Genomic DNA, 21438 nt, shown 5'->3' with positions numbered 1-21438 from the left:
CCAAGGTCGGCCAACCATCTCATCCGCCGGCTTACTCTCTCAGTACCATCCCTTTGATCCGTCAACAAAATGGCTGCCCCGTGGCACCCTCAATATATGGTTAATATTTCCCTCGTTGTGGCCCCTCGGCCACGGGGGTGCTTGGCATCTGCCGGGCCGGTGGCCCATAGTGCGGCACGCTCAGTGAATCGCCGTTCAGCTCCGGCCCGTGGCCGGGACCGCCGATCGGTAAAAAAGCGCAATGTTTTTGAGGAGTTACTCATGTCCGATGCCATTAAGGTCGGCTTCGTTCCATTGTCTGCCGCCGCCCGTGGCATCATGGTCGTGTTCTGCGACGACAGCCTGAAGCTCGGCCCGGCGACCGCCAAGGCGCTCGGCGGGGCCACCGAACTCGTGAAGCGGGCGGCCACCGCCGCCGCCTTCAAGGGCAAAAGCGGCGCGGCGCTCGACATCCTTGCGCCCGAAGGCGTGAAGGCCACCCGCCTGATCGTGATCGGCGCCGGCAAGGCGACCGGTCTGAAGGCGAACGACTTCCTCAAATTCGGCGGCGTGGCGGCGAGCAAGCTTCCGGCCGGGGCGGCGGCCATGACTATCATGGCGGAACTTCCAAACGGCGCCATGACCAGCGAGCAGGCGGTCGCGATCGCCTCGGGCCTGCGGCTGCGCACCTACAACTTCGACCGTTACAAGACCAGGAAGAAGGATGGCGAGGAGGGCGGCACGCGCGCCGACGTCTCGTTTGCGGTCGGCGACGTGGTCGCCGCGAAGAAGGCGTTTACATCGGCGGCTGCGATCGTGGACGGCGTGATCATTGCGCGCGACCTCGTCAACGAGCCGCCGAACGTGCTTTTTCCCGAGGAGTTCGCGCGCCGCGCAGGCCTGCTCCGCAAGCTCGGCGTCAAGATCGAGGTCCTCGACGTCAAGGCCATGGACAAGCTCGGCATGGGCGCTCTGCTCGGCGTCGGCCAGGGCTCGGCGCGGCCGAGCCGCACCGTGATCATGCGTTGGGACGGCGGCAAGAAAGGTGAGGCGCCGGTTGCCTTCGTCGGCAAGGGCGTCTGCTTCGACACCGGCGGCATTTCGATCAAGCCGGCCGGCAGCATGGAGGACATGAAGGGCGACATGGGAGGCGCTGCCTGCGTCGTCGGCCTGATGCATGCGCTCGCGGCCCGCAAGGCCAAGGTCAACGTCGTCGGCGCCATCGGCCTGGTCGAGAACATGCCGGACGGCAACGCGCAGCGCCCAGGCGACATCGTCACCTCGATGTCGGGCCAGACCATCGAGATCATCAACACCGACGCGGAAGGCCGCCTGGTGCTTGCCGATGTGCTCTGGTACGTCGCCAAGAAAACCAAGCCGAAATTCATGGTGGATCTGGCGACGTTGACCGGCGCCATCGTGGTCGCGCTCGGCACCGAGCATGCCGGAATGTTCTCCAACAATGACGAGCTTGCCGAGCGGCTGCTGGCGGCCGGCATCGAGAGCGGCGAGAAGGTCTGGCGCCTGCCGCTTGGCCCTGAATACGACAAGCTGATCGATTCCCAGTTCGCCGACATGAAGAACACCGGCGGCCGCCATGGCGGCTCGATCACCGCGGCGCAGTTCCTCCAGCGCTTCGTGGATGGCACGCCCTGGGCGCATCTCGACATCGCTGGGACCGCCATGGGCGCGCCGAAGACCGACATCAACCAGAGCTGGGGAAGCGGCTATGGCGTTCGCTTGCTCGACCGTCTGGTCGCAGATCACTACGAGCGCAAATGACCCGAGATGACTGAAGTCCTCTTCTACCATCTGCAAAACATGACGGTGGAGAACGTGTTGCCGCCGCTTCTCGAGAAATCGCTCGAGCGCGGCTGGCGCGTCGTTGTGCAGTCGAATTCGCCGGAGCGCGCCGATGCGCTCGACGCCCATTTGTGGACCTATCGCGACGATTCCTTCCTGCCGCACGCGACATGGCGGGTGAGCGACGCTGCCGATCAGCCGATCGTGCTGGCGGTCGAGGAGGACAATCCGAACGGTGCCAATGTCCGCTTCCTCGTCGACAACGCCGCGCTGCCGCAGGACGCGCAGGCCTATGAGCGCATGGTGCTGCTGTTCGACGGCGACGATCCGGACGCGCTTGCGTTCGCCCGCAGCGCCTGGACGGATTGCAAGGCGCGGGGATTTGATGTCACTTATTGGCAGGCTGACGAGCGGGGCCGGTGGCAGAAGCGGAATTAGCGGTCGCTCGCAATTAATGATAATTTGCACTTTTCGGGTGATGATGGCTTTTGTCACCTTCGTGCCGCAAAGTGATGTTGCTACAATTGCTTAGGGCCGATCCTTCACTCGGGGATTTTAGTTTATCGTGCGACATCAAAAAGCTTCCCAGCTCGCTCATAATTGCGTTGGCGGCCGTAGCCCCGCTGGTTGCGGGCTGTTCGGGCGGGACCGATCTGTTGTCCAGGGATGCCCAGTGGTTCAACACGCCCAGCCGCCTGTTCATCAAAAGCATCTCGATTGAGTCGCCGCCGCTGACCCCCGACAAGCCGGTTGGGGCCGAGGATCTGGTCAGCGCCGACGGGGCTTGTGCCGGCATGGCGCCGCCGCCCGGGCCGGCTGATGCGAATGCGTCGACGACCGCGCCGGCTCCCATGGGCGGCACCGTCGCGCTCGGCCACACCGAATGCGATGTGGTGCGCGGCATCGGCGCGCCCTCGAGCGTCAACCTCTCCGGTGATGCCGCCGGCAGGCGCGTTGCGGTCGTGACCTGGACGACCGGTCCGCGCGCTGGCATCTATACCTTCACGGCCGGTCGCCTGTCCTCGATCGAGGGCACGCCGGAGGCGCCGGTCATGCCGAAGGCGACCAAGCCGAAGCCGAAGAAGAAGTCGGCGTAACACAAGTCGACCTTTTGGCCTGAAGCTGGTTGCGGCTGTCGATGCGATCAGCCGCGCACTCCTATCCCCATCATCAAGCGGCTTTGCATTCCTTGATCGCGGTTGCCGAGGCGTGAACCGTGATCTCTCCCGTTCGCGCTCGCCGGCGATCTTGTTCGCGAGTTTCGACATCGCGGATGCCGACCTTCGCCCAAAGTGCCTTCATTGCCTCGAGCTGCGTTCTTCCGCGCGCGTTGAAAATCACGGGGGCGTTACGCGTGATCCGTGATCAGGCGGTTCGTGATGAGCAAGCCTTCGCATCCGCTGTCGGAAACTGCCCCGAAGCAAAACTGGAGGAAATCTCCAGAATAATCACGCGCGTCTCAAGCAACGGTTCAAGAATGTCATGTGCGCGAATGCTACGCGTCGAACGGAGGGGCTAGGTCGGAAGGATCATTTGGATGTCCATTACCTCTGTGTTTTCCCCGGTTACGGGGCAACTCATCATTTTCGGCGACAGCGCGAATAACGGCCTCGTGATAAGTCGCGACAAGTCCGGCCGCATCCTGGTTGATAACGGGCACGTGAAAACGGTTGGTGGCGAACCCACGGTCGACAACACCACCGCGATCGACATCTTCGGTCAAGGCGGTGACGACACGATCACCGTCGACGAATGCCACGGACCGATGCCGGCGGTGCACATCTTCGGCGGCGACGGCAATGACAGGATCACGGGCGGCTCGGGAGCCGACCTCCTGTTTGGTCAGGCCGGCAACGATTTGATCAAGGGCGGCGGCGGCAACGATCTGCTGTTCGGCGGAGCGGGTAACGACGTCCTGGACGGCGGCAGCGGCGACAACCAGCTGTTCGGCGAGGCCGGCGACGACGTCATGATCTGGAATCCCGGCGGCGGCACCAACCTGTTCGAAGGTGGTGAGGGCAACGATACGGCTCAGGTCAACGGAAACAACGCCGCCGAGACGTTCACAATCACGGCGAACGGCACCCGCGTGCGGCTCGACGGGACGGGCGCGGCGCCGTTTTCGCTCGACATCGGCACGACTGAAAATCTCGTCTTGCACAGCGGCGGCCGCGACGATGTCATCACCGCGGGCAATGGGCTCGGCAGCCTGATCTCGCTGACGCTCGATGGCGGCGCCGGCAACGACCGGATCATCGGCGGCGACGGCAACGACCTCATCATCGGCGGCAGCGGCGACGACATCGTCAATGGCGGACGCGGCAACGACGTCGCCCAGCTCGGGAGTGGCGACGACACTTTCATCTGGAATCCCGGTGACGGCAGCGACACGGTCGAGGGCGGCTCGGGCAGCGACAAGCTGCTTTTCAATGGCGCTAACATCAACGAGACCATCAACATCTCGGCCAATGGCGGCCGGGTGCGCTTCACCCGCGATGTCGCCAACATCACGATGGATCTCAACAGCGTCGAGCAGATCGAATTCGATGCGCGTGGCGGCGCCGACAACATCACCGTCGGCGACCTCACCCGGACCGGCGTCAAGCAGGTGCTGGTTGATCTCGGAGCCGTTCCGGGAGGGACGCAAGGCGACGGCGCTGCTGATACGGTGACCGTCAACGGCAGCAACGGCAATCAGCACATCGAGGTCACAGCCGCGGGCACAACGGTCACGGTCACGGGGCTGCCGGAGGTCGTGACGATCGCAAATGCAGAGGCCGGCAACGACCGGCTGGTCGTGCAGGCGCTCGGCGGCAACGACGTGATCGATGCATCCACGCTCGGCGCGGCGATCGGGCTGACCATCGACGGCGGTGCGGGCAACGACACCATCACCGGCAGCCAGGGAGCCGACACCCTGATCGGCGGCGACGGCAACGACAAGGTCATCGGCGGCCGCGGCAATGACGTCGCGCTTCTCGGCGCAGGCGACGACATCTTCACGTGGAATCCCGGTGACGGCAGCGACACTGTCGAAGGCGGCACGGGAACCGATACGCTGGTGTTCAACGGCGCCAATGTGGCCGAGACCATGTCGATCTCGGCGAACGGAAGCCGTGCGCTACTCACCCGTGACGTCGGTGCTATCGTCATGGACCTCGCCGGCGTCGAGCACGTGCAGATCGCGGCGGCAGGCGGCGCCGACAACATCACCGTCAACGATCTGACCGGGACAGGAATCACGCAGGTTGCCATCGACCTCAGTGCCGGCCCCGGCAGCCAGAGCGGCGATGCCGCGGCGGACCGCGTGACCGCGAACGGCACGACCGGTGACGACAACATATCGGTCGTGACCGCCGGCGGATCGATCGTGGTCAACGGCCTCGCTGCGCAGGTGACGATTGCGCATGCGGACGCCGGTGATGTGCTCGGCATCAACGGCGGCCAAGGCAATGATGTCATCGATGCGTCTTCCATCAAGGCGGGACAGTTGTTCCGCCTCAACATCAATGGCGGCGACGGCAACGACACCATCACAGGCAGTGCCGGCAATGACATTGTGAACGGCGGACGCGGCAACGATTTCGCCAATCTCGGTGCGGGCGACGACACCTTCATCTGGAACCCCGGCGACGGCAGCGATACCGTCGAAGGCGGGAAGGGCACCGACACTCTGGCATTCAACGGCGCCAATATCAGCGAGAACATCAACATCTCGGCCAATGGCGGCCGGGTGCTGTTCACGCGAGATGTTGCCGCCATTGCGATGGACCTGAACGGGGTCGAACATGTCGACTTCAATGCTCTCGGCGGTGCCGACAACATTACGGTCGGTGACCTCTCCGGCACCGGCGTCAGCCAGGTCGACCTCGATCTCGGCGCCAATGACGGCGCCGCGGATACCGTGACCATCAACGCAACCGGCGGCAACGACGTCATCACGGTGACCGAGCACGACGGCATCATCACGGTGTCGGGGCTTGGCCAGGACATCAACATTACCGATGCCGGCGCGGGCGACAGGATCGTCATCAACGGTCTCGATGGCGACGACGTCATCACGGCCTCCGGTCTGCACGGCGGCATCCAGCTCGTTGCCAATGGCGGCAACGGCGACGACGTGCTGATCGGCAGCCCCGGCAACGACACGCTGGCGGGTGGTGCCGGTGATGACGTGCTGATCGGCGGCGGGGGCCTCGACGTCCTCGACGGCGGCACCGGCAACAACGTCGTCATCCAGGGCGGTGCGTTCGCGGCCGCGATGCTGCTCAACCAGGCCATGGCGGCCAGCTTCGTCCCGGCAGGTGAGGGGAACGGCGAGATGCCGCTGCCCGATCCGCACGCGATGCAGAACCAGGTGCTCGCACCGCCGCAGCACGCCTGAAGCCGACTGCATCGGCCCGGAGAACGCTCATGACGACGAACGCGGTCTCCACCGATACGGGGCTCGATGCATTGCTGACACTGCTGCATCTGCAAGGTGTTGCGGCCGATCGCGAGCAGCTCAGGCACCGGCTGGGCGCGGCAAGCTTCGGCGCAGCGGATATCGTCCGCTGCGCCAGGTCTCTCGGACTTAAAGCGCGAACCTATCGAACGCAGTGGAGCCGTCTGTCGGACACCCCGCTGCCTGCGATCGCAATGCTGCGGGACGGCGGCTTCATGGTCATCGCAAAGGCCTCCGCCGATAAGGTGCTGGTGCAGTCCCCGGAGGCGCAGCGTCCGGTACTGATGGATCGCGACGAGCTGTGCGCGATCTGGGACGGCGGTTTGATCCTGATGGTTCGGCGCGCCGGCCTGTCCGACCTCGGGCGGCACTTCGATATCACCTGGTTCATCGGCGCGATCGGCAAATACCGGCGGCTGCTGGGCGAGGTGCTGGCGGCTTCGTTCTTCATCCAGCTTTTTGCGCTGGTCTCGCCGTTGTTCTTCCAGGTCGTGATCGACAAGGTGCTGGTGCACCGCTCGCTGTCCACGCTCGACGTCCTCGTCATTGGCCTCGTCGTCGTCTCCCTGTTCGACACCGTGCTCGGGATCCTGCGCAATTACCTGTTTGCGCACACCACCAACCGCATTGACGTCGAGCTCGGGGCACGCCTGTTCCACCACCTGCTGGCGCTGCCGATGGCGTGGTTTCAGGCCAGGCGCGTCGGAGATTCCGTGGCCCGGGTCCGTGAGCTCGAGAACATCCGCAATTTCATCACCAGCTCGTCGCTGACGCTTCTCATCGACCTGGTCTTCACCTCGGTGTTCCTGGCGGTGATGTTCGCCTATTCGGCGCAGATGAGCTTCATCGTGCTGGCATCGTTCCCGTTCTACATCGCGATCTCGGCCGTGGCGACGCCGCTGTTTCGCCGCAGGCTGGACGAGAAATTCCGCCGCGGCGCCGAGAACCAGGCCTTCCTGGTCGAGAGCGTCAGCGGCATCGAAACGCTGAAGGCGATGGCGGTCGAGCCGCAGATGCAGCGCCGCTGGGAAGAGCAGCTCGCAGGCTATGTCGCCGCGAGCTTCGGTGTCACCAGCCTCGGCAACACGGCTAGCCAGCTGGTGCAGCTCGTCAGCAAGGTCGTCACCGCCGCCATTCTCTATGTCGGCGCCAGACTGGTGATCGGTGACGCATTGACCGTCGGCGAGCTCGTTGCCTTCAACATCTTCGCAGGGCGGGTGTCGGCCCCGGTGCTGCGGCTCGCGCAGGTCTGGCAGGATTTTCATCAGGCGCGACTGTCGATCGCCCGGCTCGGCGACATCCTCAACAGCGCGGCGGAGCCTGCTTACTCCGCGGCCCGCGCGGGGCTGCCGCCGATCCGGGGCAACATCCGCTTCGAGCACGTCTCTTTCCGCTACCGGCCCGATGGGCCGGAGATCCTGCACGATGTCTCATTCGACATTCCAGCCGGACAAACCGTCGGCATCGTCGGATCGTCCGGTTCGGGCAAAAGCACCTTCGCCAAGCTGGTGCAGCGGCTCTATGTACCGCAAGGCGGCCGCGTGCTGGTCGACGGAATGGATCTGATGACGACCGACCCGGCCGGACTCCGTCGGCAGATCGGAATCGTGCTCCAGGACAACATGCTGTTCAACCGGTCGGTGCGCGACAACATCGCGCTGGCCGATCCAAGCCTGCCGATGGATCGCATCATCGATGCGGCGAAGCTGGCGGGCGCGCATGATTTCATTCTGGAGCTCCCCGAGGGCTACGATACGGTGGTCGGCGAGCGCGGCTCGACGCTCTCGGGCGGGCAGCGCCAGCGCATCGCGATTGCCCGCGCACTGGTGGGCAATCCCCGGATCCTGATCTTCGACGAAGCCACCAGCGCGCTCGACTATGAAAGCGAGCGGATCATCCATGACAACATGAAGGAGATCGCGAAAGGCCGCACCGTCCTGATCATCGCGCACCGTCTGTCCACCGTCCGCGGCGCCGATCGCATCTTCACCCTGGAACGCGGCCGTCTGGTCGAGGACGGCACGCATGATGCGCTGATCAAGACCGGCGGCCGCTATGCCGCCCTGCATCGTCTCCAGGGAGGCATTTATGAGGTCGGCTAACACTGTGCCGGCCGCTCGTCCGGAGCAGACCGTGATCCCGTTCCGGAATGGAAAGGGCCGGCGCGCCGAGGAAGTCGCCTTCCTGCCGGCAGCGCTGGAAATCACGGAAACACCGCCATCGCCGATCGGCCGCGCCATCGCCCTGGCCCTCATGCTGCTTGTCTGCGCGGCGCTGGCCTGGTCGGCTTGGGGCACGATCGACATCGTGACCTCCGCAACCGGCAAGGTCGTGTCGAGCGGGCGAAGCAAGGTGATCCAGCCGTTCGAGACCGGCGTGGTGCGCGCCATTCACGTGCAGGACGGGCAATCGGTCAAGGCGGGCGACCTGCTGATCGAGCTCGATCCGACGGTGAACGCCGCAGAGCGCGATCGTCTGCATGACGATCTCATGGCCGAGCGGCTCAACGTCGCGCGCCTCCGCGCCGCATTGGCGGGCGGCGAAGGGGTATCCGCTGATCTCGTCGTACCAGAGGATGCCGATCCCATGCTGGTTGCGACGCAACGGCAGCTCCTCGCCAATCAGGTCAGCGAGAACAGGGCCAAGCTCGCGGCGCTGGCACGTCAGGAAGCGCAGAAGGAGGCCGAACATCAGACGATTGCGGCGACGATTCACAAGCTTGATGCGTTGCTGCCGATCACCCAGCAGCGTGTCGAGATCCGCAAGACGCTGATGGAGAAGGAGATCGGCTCGAAGCTGACCTACTATGAGACCCTCCAGCTCCAGATCGAGCAGCAGGAGGAGCTTCGCGTCCAGAGCAGCCGCTTGAAGGAGGCCGAGGCGGCCGTCGCCGCGATCCGGGAGACCCGCATCCAGGCCCTGGCCGAGTACAGGAAGAGTCTCTCCGACGAGCTGGCTAAGAGCGAACAGAAAGCCAATGGCGTCGCACGCGATCTGATCAAGGCGCAGCAGAGGACGAGGCTTCAGCAACTGACGTCGCCGGTCGACGGCGTCGTGCAGCAGCTTGCGGTCCACACCGTGGGCGGCGTGGTCACGCCCGCGCAGTCGCTGCTGGTAATCGTGCCGACCGATACGCGGCTCGAGATCGAGGCGATGATCTCCAATCGCGATATCGGATTTGTCGAGGCCGGGCAGGGTGCTGCCATCAAAATCGACACTTTCAATTTCACCCGCTACGGGCTTCTCGCAGGCCAGGTCGTGAGCGTCTCGCAGGACGCCATCATCCGCGACCGGCCGCAGGAGCGCGGGAGCGACCGTCCGCTCGCGACCCAACGCGACAGCAGCGAGCCCAGCGGGCAGGAGTTGAGCTACAGCGCCCGCATCTCGCTCGATCGCACCCAGATGCAGGTGGACGACCGCCTCGTCAGCCTGTCGCCGGGAATGGCGGTGACCGTCGAGATCAGGACCGGTTCGCGCACCATCCTGAGCTACCTGCTATCGCCGCTGCAGCGCTACCGGCACGAGATCATGCGCGAGCGCTAGTTCCCGCATGATGCCGACGAAGCTTCGCGAGACGCGCTGAGAACCAATCGGGCTTTTCGGCAGCTACACCATGCCGCGGGCGCGCCACTCCTGATGAAGTCATTTTGGTGTGGCCCCGCAGCCCGGAATGCGTACATAGGAGCAAGCAAAAAAATTTGGAGGAAAGCATGCGGCTCATTGCCCTCGTATCGGCTCTGGTCCTGCCGTTTGGCGCGGCGCTCGCCCAGGACTATCCGATCAGGCCCGTCACCATGCTGGTGCCGTTCGCCGCCGGCGGACCTACGGACACGATTGCTCGCCTGACCGCGGCCGGCATGGCGAAATCGCTTGGCCAACAGGTCGTCGTCGAGAACGCGCCCGGCGCCGGTGGTACCATCGCCACGACCCGCGCCTCGCGAGCCCAGCCCGACGGATACACGCTGCTGATCCATCATGTCGGCCTCTCGACGGCCGCCACACTGTACCGCAACCTCAGCTATGACACGAAGACGGCCTTTGCGCCGATCGGGCTTGTGACCAATGCGCCGATGACCATCATCGCGCGTCCGGATTTTCCGGCCGACACGCTGAAGGAATTGATCGCCTACGCCCAACAGCAGGGCGACAAGCTGACCTATGCCAATGCCGGACTCGGCGCGGCGTCGCATCTCTGCGGCATGCTGTTCATGACAGCGATCCAGAAGCAGCTCACCGCGGTGCCCTACAAGGGCAACGGCCCCATCATGAACGACCTTCTCGGCCGGCAGATCGATCTTACCTGCGACCAGGCGACGAATACCACCGGCCCGATCATGTCGAAGCAGGTCAAGGCCTATGCGATCACCACCAAGGAGCGGCTGAAGAGCCTGCCCGATCTGCCGACCGCCGACGAGGCCGGCCTCAAAGGGTTCGAACTTGGTGTCTGGCACGGCATCTATGCCCCCAAGGGAACGCCACCGGCGGTCGTTCAGAAGCTGACCGCGGCGCTCCAGTCCGCCCTTAGGGATTCCACGCTGATCGCCCGGTTCAACGACATCAACACGGAGCCGGTCCCGCAGGAGAAGGCGACGCCGGAGGCGCTGGCCGCGATGCTCGCGAGCGAAGTCGACCGTTGGGCTCCGATGATCAAGGCAGCGGGCCAATTCGCGGACTGAGCCATTCCTGCTCAATTCGTGCCGACATCGCTGCGTGAGCGGGCTAAGTCACCACGGTAAAAAACAGTCCATTCAACAGCCAATCACCCGGTAGCAAAATACCGGTACTGTGCATGGGGTTGTTTTTGCGATTTTAATGTCGGGCCGGTCGCGGAGGCGTCAGCCCGCCGCCTCGTCGAACTGCGTGCTCGCCTCGAGCCACTGCTCCTCGGCGCGCGCCAGCGCGTCGGCCGCATTGGCGCGCGCTTTCGACAGTTGCGCGGCCTGCTTGGGATCGCGGGTGAAGATGTCGGGCAGGGCCAGCGCAGTGTCGATCTTGCTGATGATCGCGCTGACGCGGGCGATCTCGGTCTCAGCTTCCGCGATACGTTTCTTCAGCGAGCCGCGATTGTCCGATCTCGGACGCTGCGGCTTCTCGCTCGGCGCGTTGCGCTCTCGCGGGGCGGGCTCGCCATTGCGCGCGGACAGCACCAGGCGGCGATATTCGTCGAGGTCTCCGTCGTAATTAGTCACGGTGCGGTCGGCGACGATCCAGAGTTGATCGGCGCAGGACTCGATCAGATAGCGATCATGCGAAACCATGATGACGGCGCCGGGGAATTCGTTGATGGCTTCCGCAAGCGCGGCGCGGCTGTCGATGTCGAGATGGTTGGTCGGCTCGTCCAGGATGATCATGTTGGGGCCGAAGAAGGTCGCCAGTCCCAGCAGGAGCCGCGCCTTCTCGCCGCCCGACAATTTTCCGACCTTGGTATCGGCCGCCTTGCCGGAAAAGCCGATCGCACCGGCGCGGGCGCGTACTTTGGCTTCCGGCGCCTCGCCCATCAGCTTGCGGACGTGGTCGTAGGTCGAGGCATCCTCGTTCAATTCGTCGAGCTGGTGCTGGGCGAAATAGGCAATCGAGAGCTTGTCGGCGCGGGTCACCTTGCCCGAGAACGGCGCGAGGCGGCCGGCGAGCAGCTTCACGAGAGTCGACTTGCCGTTGCCATTTGAGCCGAGCAGCGCGATGCGGTCGTCATTATCGACGCGCAAGGTGACGCGGTTCAGCACGGGCGTGGTCGGATCGTAGCCGACCACGACGTTGTCGGCGGCGATGATCGGCGGCGACAGGATTTTCTCGGGCGCGGGAAAGCTGATCTCGCGTACGTCCTGGGTGACCAGCGCCGTGATCGGCTTCAGCCGCTCCAGCATTTTCACACGGGACTGCGCCTGGCGGGCTTTCGAGGCCTTGGCCTTGAAACGGTCGACGAAGGCTTGCAGGCGGGCGCGTTCGGCTTCCTGGCGCTTGACCGCTTTGGCATCGAGCATCTCGCGCATGGCGCGCTGCTCCTCGAAGGAGGAGTAGGTGCCCTTGTAAAGGGTGAGCTTGCTGCGATCCAGATGCAGGATCTGGTCGACCGAGCTTTCCAGCAGGTCGCGATCATGGCTGATCACGATAACGGTGCGCGGATAATGCGCGAGGTGATCCTCGAGCCACAGCGTGCCTTCGAGGTCGAGATAGTTGGTGGGCTCGTCGAGCAGCAACAGGTCGGGAGCCGCAAACAGCGTTGCGGCGAGCGCAACGCGCATGCGCCAGCCGCCGGAGAATTCGGCGCAGGGGCGGAGCTGGTCGGCGGCGGAGAAGCCGAGACCGGAAAGGATGGCTGCGGCGCGGCTCGGCGCCGAATGCGCGTCGATGTCGACCAGCCGGGTCTGGATCTCGGCGATCTGGTGCGGGTCGGTCGCGCTCTCGGCCTCGGTGAGCAGTGCGTCGCGTTCGAGGTCGGCCTTGAGCACGACCGAGATCAGGCTCTCGGGGCCGTTCGGCGCTTCCTGCGCCAGGCTGCCGACGCGCCAGCGGGGCGGCAGGCTGACCGTGCCGTGCTCGGCGGCGAGCTCGCCGCGGATCACCTTGAACAGGGTCGATTTGCCGGTGCCGTTGCGACCGACCATGCCCACGCGGGATCCGGGCGTGATCTGCACGGAACTCTGGTCAATCAGAAGGCGTCCGGCGAGGCGGATGGAGAGGTCGGTGATGGAGAGCATGCGGCCTTGTCACCGCACCCGCGATCAAACGCAACCCGTTTTTCTGTGTTTGCAAGCCGGTGCTTGTCAACTCAGTGCGAATCGCGCTCGCGCTGCTTCAGCTCATTGAGGAGTTGCTCGAGGTGCGTCGGCAGCCTGGCTTCGGGCCGCAGGCTCTGCTGGAGCCGTTCGCCCACCGCATCGCGGATCGAGCGGCTGGTGCGCCGGTCGATTTGCTCGCTATCGTCGGCGAAAAGGCTAACCATCGCAGAGTTCCGTGTTCTCAAAGAAGCGACACGGTACCAAGTCCTTGGCCCCCAAATGGTTTCGCCACTCGCGGCGATTGCGCGGCATTCTAGCAAAAATTGTGTGAAGCCGCGCAATATCCTCTCCGAATACAAAGCCCCGGCGCTGGGGGACGCCGGGGCTTCGCCTGGAAGGTACCTTGGGGGCTCAGGTATCTTTGGAAAGGTGCTGTCGGGCTCAGTAGCAGCGGTTGATCATCCGCCAGCGGGGTCCCCAGGGGGTTGGGACCAGCCGGCGCACATAACAGCCGCCATAGCCGTAGGAGACGACGGGGCCGCGGGCATAAAAGCGCGGTCCACCCCAGCCGTTGCCGTGGTGCCAGCCACCGCCGCCGTGCCAGCCGCCGCCGCCACCATGCCAGTGCGCGGAGGCGGAGGTCGGCGCCAGCGCGGCACCAAGCGCAACCGCGGCGACGGCGGCGAGGGAAAGTTTCCTCAACATGGTGATCTCCTCAAATCTGTTGGCGCGGGGCTATCGCGTCGATGGAAAGGCCGCCGAAACGGTCTGCCTCTGAAAGAGGCTTTGGTTTCGATGGACCCGAGGTTATCCGAGCGAGGCTGAACCAAACCCTGACGAGGCCTTCAGAATGGGTTCATCTGGGTGAAATCATTGTAATCCACGTTGGACTTCCAACCCTGAAAGGGGACCCACCACGCGTCCGCAATGGATGGGAAGGAGACCACGCTGAAGCTAAGCTTCGCGTCTGCCTTGAGTGCTACGGTCATATAGACCTGCCATGGTCGATCCTCAGTCACACCAGGAAGGGGCCTTCGCGTGATCACCGTTTGGGGCGGACAGACCTCGCGATCGATCCGGGTCGTATGGGTGCTGGAGGAGATGGGCCTTCCCTACCGCGTGCGGCAGGTGGACATGCTGGCCGCCAAGCAGGACCCCGAGTTCCTGGCGGCCAACCCCGCTGACTACATCCCGGCGATCCAGGACGGCGACGTCGTCATGGTCGAGTCGATCGCGATCATGGAGTACCTGATGGCCCGCTACGGGCCGACGCCGCTGGCGCCCGCGCCGCAGGATCCCACGTTCCCCGCCTACCAGCAATTTCTGCATCTGGGCGAAGCCGGTCTCGCGACCCTGATGATGCCCGTCGTCGTCAGCCGCTTCATCGCGCCCGACGCCGAACGGGAGAACTGGGGCGCGACCTGGTGCCTGCAGTCGTTCCAGAAGCGGCTAAAGCTTGTCAGCCAACGGCTTGCCGACTCGTCCTACCTTGCCGGCGAGGCTTTCACAGCAGCCGACATCTCGGTGACCTACGCCCTGAACCTGGGCCAACGGAACTGCGGGATCACCCTCGGCGACGCCGAACAGGCCTATTTCGCCCGCACCACCGGCCGCGACGCCTACAAGCGTGCCATGGAGCGTTCGCACGAAGGGGTGAACACCTGATTCCCGTTTCGTCCGCGAATCGAGACACGAGAGGTCAGCACTCAACGTCATGGGGTCGAAAGCGGCCCTAAGCCCGACGCCGACCTTCGGACGCCCAGATCGCCGCCATCTACAAGTATCGGTTCAGGTGAACACTCGCCCTCGGCCTGCGGCGAAGCCCCCGCGAGCCCGTTTGGGCGGTCGCTTGCCGTATCGCGAAGGCGCCGATATAAGCCCGGCAACTCCGAACCACTGTTTCTCTTCAAGGACAACATCATGGCCATCGAACGCACCTTCTCGATCATCAAGCCCGACGCCACCGCGCGCAATCTCACCGGTGCGGTTAACGCCGTGATCGAGAAGGCGGGCCTGCGCATCGTCGCGCAGAAGCGTATCCGCATGACCAAGGAACAGGCCGAGACCTTCTATGCGGTCCACAAGGCGCGCCCCTTCTTCGGTGAGCTCGTGGAGTTCATGACGTCGGGCCCCGTGGTCGTCCAGGTGCTGGAAGGCGAGGGTGCCGTCGCCAAGTATCGCGACGTGATGGGCGCGACCGATCCGTCCAAGGCGGCTGACGGCACCATCCGCAAGCTCTACGCAAAGTCGATCGGCGAGAACTCCGCGCACGGCTCGGATGCGCCGGAGACCGCCGCGATCGAGATCGCGCAGTTCTTCTCGGGCAACGAGATCGTCGGCTGATCCGTCAGCCGATAAGGTAACGAGACGCGGCGAAAGGACGTAGTGTGAACTGGCTCTGGCAGATCTTCGATCCCGCTACGATCGGGGCATTCTTCACCCAGTTCCGCGTTGAGATGGCCGAACCGACCTTTTGGGTCGCGGTCGGCAAGATCATCTGGATCAACATCCTCTTGTCCGGCGACAATGCGCTGGTGATCGCGCTTGCCTGTCGCGGCCTCAAGCCGCGGCATCGGCTGTGGGGCATGATCCTCGGTGCGGGCGCCGCGGTGCTGCTGCGGATCATCTTCACGGGCATCGTCGCGAGCCTGATGGAGTTGCCGTACCTCAAGCTGGTGGGCGGCCTCGCGCTGATCGTGATTGCGGCCAAGCTGCTGGTGCCGGAGCAAGAGGACGAGGACGGCGTCGAGTCGGCGTCGCATCTGTGGCAGGCCGTGCAGATCGTCGTCGTTGCCGACATCGTCATGAGCCTGGACAACGTCATTGCGGTGGCCGCGGCCGCCAATGGCAGCGTGCCCTTGCTGGTGCTCGGTCTTGCCATCAGCGTGCCCTTGATCGTCGCCGGCGCGGCGCTGATCATGGCGCTGCTCGCAAAGCTGCCGGTTCTGGTGTGGGCCGGCGCGGCGCTGCTCGGCTGGATCGCGGGCGAAGTGATCGCGACCGATCCCGGCATCGCGCCGAGGCTGCATGCGCTGTTCGACGGTCCGTTCGGCGCTTCGCTCGACAACATGCTCGGCGCCTTGCGCATCCCGCCGCAATTCGCCCATGGCGGCGGAGGCGGCGACTATCTCTGCGCAGCTCTCGGCGTCGTTGTCGTGCTGGTCGTCGGCTCCATCTGGCGCCGCCGCAGCATGAGCGCGGCCGCGCTCGAGTCCTCCGAACGCCACGTCAAGGCCTCGGCGGAGTAGATCTATCTTTTGAGCATGATCTCTTGGGAAGAGCGCTAGCGTCGGACGATCGAGCCGGCGCGGTTGATCAGGCGGGCGAGCGCGCGGAAGCGGCTGCCGACTCGATCCGCGACGAGATCGCCGAGGCGGTGCTCGAACACCAGCAACAGCTTGCGGCCCATGCTGCGGAAATGCGTCGCGGGCAAGACGCCCGGACGCGCCGCCGAGATCAGATGTGCGACGCGGAAGGCCGCGCCCAGCAGGCGGGCGCGTTCGAGCTGCGCCGGCGTCAGCAGCTCCTGCATGGCGACCGGCGGCTGGTTCTCCTCGCTGAGGCCCGCATAGCGATAGAACACGGACAACCCGACGAAGGCGCGCTCGGTGTGGGTGATCGCGCCGAAATTACCGTTGACGACGAGGCTCAGCGTCTGCTCGCCGCGATGGTCGGGATGCACGCGCCACCCGATGTCGGACAGCAGGCACGCGGCGTGGCGCAGGCGGCGGTCTTCTTCGGTCTCGCGCAGCTTCACCACGCGCGCGAGGCGGTCGGTCCAGGCGATCAGCTCGCGGGCGTGCTTTGCCGAACGCGACAGCAGCTGGTTCAGCTCCTCGGCCGCGCAGATCAGTCCGTCCTTGTTGCGCTCGGACTCCGGCAGCTTCTCGTGCAGCAGGCCCTCGCGCACGCCGAAGGTCGAGAACACGATGGTCTTCGGCTTCGCCACCCGGATGATGTGCTCGAGCACCAGCGCCGCATAGGTGAGGAGCGGACGCCGGGCATCGGCGACGATCTCGATGTCGGCGAGCATGCCGGCGGCCGCAAGCCGGCGGAGACGACGCGAGAAATCGAGCGCCTCGGCCGCCGAAATCGAATAGCCGTGCATCACCTGCAGCGGATAGCCGCTCTGGATGATGTGGATGCGCGCAAGCGCGCGCCAGGTGCCGCCGACCGCGTAGAAGCTGCGGCTGCTCCCCGCCTTGAGCTGCGGCACCCCATCGAGCGCTTCGCGCACGATGCGGTCGGCGCGTTTCAGGGATTTATGCGCGAGGTCCTGCAGCGCGAGGCCGCCGAGCGGCAGCGTCACGCCGCTGCGCACGGTGTTTTTGCGCACGTCGATCAGTTCGAGCGAGCCGCCGCCGAGGTCGCCGACGATGCCGTCAGGATGATGGATGCCGGAGATCACGCCAAGCGCCGACAGCCGCGCCTCGCGCGGGCCCGACAGGATCTCGATCTTCACCGCGCAGATGCGCTCGGCTTTCGCGATGAAGTCGGCGCCGTTGGAGGCATCACGGCAGGCGGCGGTCGCAATCGCAAACACCCGCCCAACCTGCATGACCCGGCACAGCGCATGGAAGCGCTTGAGCGAGGTCAGCGCCTTGTCGACGGCGTCGGGCGCAAGCAGTCCCGTGCTCTGCACTTCGCGCCCGAGGCCGCACAGCGTCTTCTCGTTGAAGATGGGAATGAGGCTCCGCGTCAGTCCCTCGTAGACGACGAGACGGACCGAGTTGGAGCCGATGTCGATGACCGCGACGCTCGAGCCGCGCTTGCGCGGCCGCTTCACGTCGACGATCCCGGATCAGGATTGATGACGTTCATTACGGCGCGTGAGGCGGCGCGGCGAGGATTCCTTGAGCGACTTACCACGGCCAGACAGACTCGGATTTGTCATGAAGTAGTTGTGGACGTTGAAAGGCTCCTCGCCCTTCGCGGTCTTCATACGCGTTGAGGACCCGTCCGGCAACAATTGCCAGCTCTGTTCATTGTCCTTGAGATTCGCGACCATGATCTGTTCGAGAACCTGCTGATGCACCGTGGGATTCTGCAGCGGACACAGCACCTCGACGCGGCGGTCGAGGTTGCGCGGCATCATGTCGGCTGAGGAGATATACACAGCCGCTTTCGCGCTCGGCAGGCCCTGGCCCATGCCGAAGCAGTAAATTCGGCCGTGTTCGAGGAATCGTCCGATGATCGACTTGACGCGGATGTTCTCCGACAAGCCGGGAATGCCGGGACGCAGGCAGCAGATACCGCGCACCACGAGTTCGACCTGCACGCCGGCCTGTGAGGCCTCGTAGAGCGCGTCGATGATGTCGGGGTCGACCAGCGCGTTCATTTTCATCCAGATCGCAGCAGGCCGGCCGTGCCGCGCATGCGCGGTCTCGCCCTGGATGTGCTCGATGATGCGCTTGCGCAGGGTCAGCGGAGACACCGCCATCTTTTCCAGATCGCTCGGCGCAGCGTAGCCGGTGATGAAGTTGAACACGCGCGCGGCGTCGCGGCCGATGGTCGGCTCCGAGGTGAAGTAGGAGAGGTCGGTGTAGATGCGCGCGGTCACCGGGTGGTAATTGCCGGTGCCGGTGTGGACGTAGGTCGTGAGGCTGCCGCCCTCGCGCCGCACCACCATCGAGAGTTTCGCGTGGGTCTTCAGTTCGAGGAAGCCGTAGACGACCTGCACGCCGGCGCGTTCGAGGTCGCGCGCCCAGCGGATGTTGGCCTCCTCGTCGAAGCGGGCCTTCAGCTCGATCAGCGCGGTGACGGATTTGCCGGCTTCGGCGGCTTCCACGAGCGCGCGCACGATCGGCGAGTTGCTGGAGGTGCGGTAGAGCGTCTGCTTGATGGCGACGACGTCGGGGTCGCGCGTCGCCTGCTGGAGAAACTGCACCACGACGTCGAAGGATTCGTAGGGGTGATGGACGACGAGGTCCTTCTGCCGGATCGCAGCGAAGATGTCGCCGCCTTGCTCGCGCACGCGCTCGGGATGGCGCGGCACGTAAGGGGTGAATTCGAGATCGGGCCGGTCAAGGCGGGTGAGCTGCGAGAGCTCGTTCATGGCGAGCACGCCATCGACCAGGAACACCTCGTCGTCGGCGGTCGACAGCGCGTGCTGCACGAAACTGCGCAGCTGCTCCGGCATCTTGGCGTCGATCTCGAGTCGGATCACCGAACCGCGGCGGCGGCGCTTCAGCGCGGTCTCGAACAGGCGGACGAGATCCTCGGCCTCTTCCTCGATTTCGAGTTCAGAGTCGCGGAGGACGCGGAAGGCGCCCTGGCCGTGAAGATTGTAGCCGGGGAACAGGCGGTTGATGAACAGCGCGGTGGCCTGCTCCAGCGAGATCAGCCGGACGACCTTGCCGTCAGCCGGCAGACGGATGAAGCGGTCGATCTTGCCGGGCATGCGGATCAGCGCGTTCATCTGCTTGCCGTCGGCGGCGCGCGTGAGCTGGAGCGCGATGGTGAAGCCGAGGCTCGGAATGAACGGGAAGGGGTGGGCCGGGTCGATCGCGAGCGGCGTCAGCAGCGGGAACACGTTGCTGAGGAAGTAGTCCTCGACCCAGGTTCGTTCCGCCTTGGTGACCTCCTTGCCCTCGACCAGCACGATACCCTCGTCGGCGAGCGTGCCGCGCAGGTCGCGCCAGATTGCCTGCTGGTCGGAGGCAAGCTGCGAGACGGTCCGGTTGATGAGCGCGAGCTGCTCGGACGGGGTCAGACCGTCGGGGCTGCGCTCAGCAATACCCTCGCGCACCTGGGCCTTGATGCCGGCGACGCGGACCATGAAGAACTCGTCGAGGTTATTCGCTGAAATCGACAGGAATCGCACCCTCTCCAGCATGGGGTGGCTGGGATTGACCGATTCCTCCAGGACGCGGCGGTTGAAGTGCAGCCAGGAAAGCTCGCGATTGATGAACCGCTCGGGGCTCGATGCGATCGCCGGCGGGCCTTCGGCTTCCGGGGCTTTTTCTTTAACTTCAACAGCTTGCGCAGAATCCATCAGAAGTCGGTCCATCCAGTTCGCCCCAATTTGCGACTTACGCGCAAAACCCGCGGGAGCATGTGTTAGAGCGATGACGTTTCGATGACATTGATGTTCCGCCGCCCGGCCGCGTCAACCCGCCTTGGTCAGACATCCCGGAGCAGCTCGGCCGCCAGGGCCCGGGTGACGGGGCGGCCGAGGCGCAAGGCCTCGCTGTCCAGCAGGTCCACAGCCCGTCGGGCGGCGGCCGAGGACCGCTCCAGGCGAGTGGCGAGGTAGCTGACCACGCTCTCGTCCACCGCGAGCTGGCGGTCGGCGCAGAACTTGACGATCAGGCCGCGGAAGAGCTGGTCGTCGGGCGGCAGCAGCGAGACAACAGGGACGGCGCGGAGCCGCGAGCGCAGGTCGGCGAGCTCGATCTCGAGAGACGCGGGCACCTCGCGTCCGGTGAAGAGGACGTAGGCGCCGTCCTCGCGGGCCAGATTCATCAGATGGAACAGGGCGCGCTCGTCGAATTCCCTGGCTTTGGGATCCTCGACCACCAGCGCGCCGGTGGCGAGCGCAGCCGGGACGGCCTCGGCGGTCAGCCCATTGGCCGTGGTCGAGCGGGCGCCTGAAGCCTCGGCCCAGATCGCGGCGAGATGGCTCTTGCCGCTTCCTTCCGGGCCGGCCAGCCACATGATTCGGTTCGGCCATTCCGGCCAGGCGTCGATGAGGGCAAGACCGGCGGCGTTGACGGGGCCTTCGAGGAAATTGTCCCGGCTCAGGCTCTCCGCATGCGGAAGCGAAAACGCCAACTGTCGGGGATGAACGCGGCCTGGCACGCTTGCTTTGCTCCGTGCCGGCGTGCCGGCTTCGTTTGACGAGATGCGACCTAATCGAGGGGAGTTGGCCTTTTACGGGGCCGCTCCCAACTCACTTGGCCTCGATCGTGCTCATGTGCCGCAACCATTCGACAAGATAGAGCGACACGGAGGAGAGCGTGAAGACCGTGACGAGGCCCATCAGGATTATATCATAAGGACCGGGTTTGAAGCCGAAGGCGAGGGCGGCCAGCACCAGCCCCGCGAACGCCACCTGGGCCACAGTGTTGAGCTTGGATACCTTTGAGGGCTTCATCTCCACAGGTCGGTCGAACAGCCACGATATGATCACGGCGGCGACGATCATGATGTCGCGCGAGACCACCAGGATGACGATCCAGCGCGGAATCGCGCCCCAGATGCCGAGCGCCATGTAGATCGAGACCAGCAGCGCCTTGTCCGCGAGCGGGTCGAGCAAGGCGCCGAGCTCGCTCGTCATGTTGAAGCGCTTGGCAAGGAAGCCGTCGACCGCGTCGCTGATACCGGCGATCAGGAATACGGCGAACGCCACCTCCATTTGGCTCGACACGATGGCCCAGACGATGATCGGGACCAGCATGATGCGGCCCAAAGTAATGATGTTCGGTATACTCACACGGCGCTTCCCGGCACCCGGCCTGACCTCGAATTCGGCCCTTTGGAGGCTGAACCGGT

Annotated in this window: 17 protein-coding genes; 10 read left to right on the top strand and 7 right to left on the bottom strand. The window is 64.9% G+C overall.

The window, feature by feature from the left end; all coding sequences use genetic code 11:
• The first annotated feature begins 261 nt into the window (after positions 1-261).
• The 7 genes from AB3L03_RS02420 to AB3L03_RS02390 all read left to right on the top strand — a co-directional run bounded on the left by AB3L03_RS02420 (position 262) and on the right by AB3L03_RS02390 (position 10902).
• Positions 262-1761 carry a leucyl aminopeptidase gene (locus tag AB3L03_RS02420; protein ID WP_204510996.1) on the top strand — a complete coding sequence of 500 codons (1500 nt, stop codon included), beginning with the start codon at positions 262-264 and terminating at the stop codon, positions 1759-1761.
• A 6-nt stretch (positions 1762-1767) separates the two neighbouring features.
• Positions 1768-2220 carry a DNA polymerase III subunit chi gene (locus AB3L03_RS02415; protein ID WP_204510997.1) on the top strand — a complete coding sequence of 151 codons (453 nt, stop codon included), beginning with the start codon at positions 1768-1770 and terminating at the stop codon, positions 2218-2220.
• A gap of 167 nt (positions 2221-2387) precedes the next feature.
• Positions 2388-2879, top strand: a complete 492-nt coding sequence (locus AB3L03_RS02410; RefSeq protein ID WP_018459090.1) for a hypothetical protein — start codon at positions 2388-2390, stop codon at positions 2877-2879.
• 440 nt (positions 2880-3319) lie between these two features.
• Positions 3320-6166: a beta strand repeat-containing protein gene (locus AB3L03_RS02405; RefSeq protein WP_368508180.1), complete on the top strand. Its 2847-nt coding sequence runs from the start codon at positions 3320-3322 to the stop codon at positions 6164-6166.
• Positions 6167-6195: 29 nt separating this feature from the next.
• Positions 6196-8328, top strand: a complete 2133-nt coding sequence (locus AB3L03_RS02400; RefSeq protein WP_204510999.1) for a type I secretion system permease/ATPase — start codon at positions 6196-6198, stop codon at positions 8326-8328.
• Entirely contained in the window at positions 8315-9769 is a 1455-nt protein-coding gene (locus tag AB3L03_RS02395; RefSeq protein WP_204511000.1) for an HlyD family type I secretion periplasmic adaptor subunit, read from the top strand. The genes AB3L03_RS02400 and AB3L03_RS02395 overlap by 14 nt, the downstream gene beginning before the upstream one ends.
• A gap of 167 nt (positions 9770-9936) precedes the next feature.
• Positions 9937-10902, top strand: a complete 966-nt coding sequence (locus AB3L03_RS02390; RefSeq protein WP_204511001.1) for a tripartite tricarboxylate transporter substrate-binding protein — start codon at positions 9937-9939, stop codon at positions 10900-10902.
• 159 nt (positions 10903-11061) lie between these two features.
• On the opposite strand, the gene AB3L03_RS02385 is transcribed toward AB3L03_RS02390, so the two are convergent.
• The 3 genes from AB3L03_RS02385 to AB3L03_RS02375 form a co-directional block, all read right to left on the bottom strand.
• The gene (locus AB3L03_RS02385) at positions 11062-12924 is read right to left on the bottom strand and encodes an ABC-F family ATP-binding cassette domain-containing protein (RefSeq protein WP_018459084.1); all 1863 of its coding nucleotides are present in this window, start codon (positions 12922-12924) and stop codon (positions 11062-11064) included.
• Between the two features lie 71 nt (positions 12925-12995).
• A complete protein-coding gene (locus AB3L03_RS02380; protein WP_007609361.1) occupies positions 12996-13169 on the bottom strand; it encodes a hypothetical protein in 174 nt (57 codons plus the stop codon).
• A 217-nt stretch (positions 13170-13386) separates the two neighbouring features.
• Positions 13387-13650 (bottom strand): sulfur globule protein precursor, encoded by a 264-nt coding sequence (locus AB3L03_RS02375; protein WP_204511002.1) that lies wholly within the window; start codon positions 13648-13650, stop codon positions 13387-13389.
• Between the two features lie 333 nt (positions 13651-13983).
• Here AB3L03_RS02375 and AB3L03_RS02370 point away from each other — a divergent pair, with 333 nt between their 5' ends.
• From AB3L03_RS02370 to AB3L03_RS02360, 3 genes are all read left to right on the top strand, one after another.
• Complete coding sequence (locus AB3L03_RS02370) at positions 13984-14610, top strand: glutathione S-transferase family protein (protein ID WP_204511003.1); 627 nt, start codon at positions 13984-13986, stop codon at positions 14608-14610.
• Positions 14611-14865: 255 nt separating this feature from the next.
• Positions 14866-15288, top strand: a complete 423-nt coding sequence (gene ndk, locus AB3L03_RS02365; protein WP_018456271.1) for a nucleoside-diphosphate kinase — start codon at positions 14866-14868, stop codon at positions 15286-15288.
• A 44-nt stretch (positions 15289-15332) separates the two neighbouring features.
• Positions 15333-16193 carry a TerC family protein gene (locus AB3L03_RS02360; RefSeq protein ID WP_018456272.1) on the top strand — a complete coding sequence of 287 codons (861 nt, stop codon included), beginning with the start codon at positions 15333-15335 and terminating at the stop codon, positions 16191-16193.
• Positions 16194-16228: 35 nt separating this feature from the next.
• On the opposite strand, the gene ppx is transcribed toward AB3L03_RS02360, so the two are convergent.
• From ppx to AB3L03_RS02340, 4 genes are all read right to left on the bottom strand, one after another.
• Positions 16229-17731 (bottom strand): exopolyphosphatase, encoded by a 1503-nt coding sequence (gene ppx, locus AB3L03_RS02355; protein WP_018456273.1) that lies wholly within the window; start codon positions 17729-17731, stop codon positions 16229-16231.
• Positions 17732-17746: 15 nt separating this feature from the next.
• Positions 17747-19939 (bottom strand): RNA degradosome polyphosphate kinase, encoded by a 2193-nt coding sequence (locus tag AB3L03_RS02350; protein WP_026233127.1) that lies wholly within the window; start codon positions 19937-19939, stop codon positions 17747-17749.
• 128 nt (positions 19940-20067) lie between these two features.
• Entirely contained in the window at positions 20068-20745 is a 678-nt protein-coding gene (locus AB3L03_RS02345) for a DnaA/Hda family protein (RefSeq protein ID WP_085352943.1), read from the bottom strand.
• Positions 20746-20836: 91 nt separating this feature from the next.
• On the bottom strand, positions 20837-21379 hold the full coding sequence (locus AB3L03_RS02340; protein WP_368508179.1) for a CDP-alcohol phosphatidyltransferase family protein: 543 nt from the start codon (positions 21377-21379) through the stop codon (positions 20837-20839).
• Between the last annotated feature and the right edge of the window lie 59 nt (positions 21380-21438).

Source organism: Bradyrhizobium lupini (assembly GCF_040939785.1).
GTDB lineage: Bacteria > Pseudomonadota > Alphaproteobacteria > Rhizobiales > Xanthobacteraceae > Bradyrhizobium > Bradyrhizobium canariense_D.
The sequence above is the reverse complement of the archived record's forward strand: the minus strand, read 5'-3'. Positions and strand labels throughout refer to the sequence as shown.

Excerpts from the sequence above, each read along its gene's own strand:
- AB3L03_RS02420 (WP_204510996.1), top strand. The coding sequence starts at position 262 with ATGTCCGATGCCATTAAGGTCGGCTTCGTTCCATTGTCTGCCGCCGCC.
- AB3L03_RS02415 (WP_204510997.1), top strand. The coding sequence starts at position 1,768 with ATGACTGAAGTCCTCTTCTACCATCTGCAAAACATGACGGTGGAGAAC.
- AB3L03_RS02405 (WP_368508180.1), top strand. The coding sequence starts at position 3,320 with ATGTCCATTACCTCTGTGTTTTCCCCGGTTACGGGGCAACTCATCATT.
- AB3L03_RS02400 (WP_204510999.1), top strand. The coding sequence starts at position 6,196 with ATGACGACGAACGCGGTCTCCACCGATACGGGGCTCGATGCATTGCTG.
- AB3L03_RS02395 (WP_204511000.1), top strand. The coding sequence starts at position 8,315 with ATGAGGTCGGCTAACACTGTGCCGGCCGCTCGTCCGGAGCAGACCGTG.
- AB3L03_RS02390 (WP_204511001.1), top strand. The coding sequence starts at position 9,937 with ATGCGGCTCATTGCCCTCGTATCGGCTCTGGTCCTGCCGTTTGGCGCG.
- AB3L03_RS02385 (WP_018459084.1), bottom strand. The coding sequence starts at position 12,924 with ATGCTCTCCATCACCGACCTCTCCATCCGCCTCGCCGGACGCCTTCTG.
- AB3L03_RS02380 (WP_007609361.1), bottom strand. The coding sequence starts at position 13,169 with ATGGTTAGCCTTTTCGCCGACGATAGCGAGCAAATCGACCGGCGCACC.
- AB3L03_RS02375 (WP_204511002.1), bottom strand. The coding sequence starts at position 13,650 with ATGTTGAGGAAACTTTCCCTCGCCGCCGTCGCCGCGGTTGCGCTTGGT.
- ndk (WP_018456271.1), top strand. The coding sequence starts at position 14,866 with ATGGCCATCGAACGCACCTTCTCGATCATCAAGCCCGACGCCACCGCG.
- AB3L03_RS02350 (WP_026233127.1), bottom strand. The coding sequence starts at position 19,939 with ATGGATTCTGCGCAAGCTGTTGAAGTTAAAGAAAAAGCCCCGGAAGCC.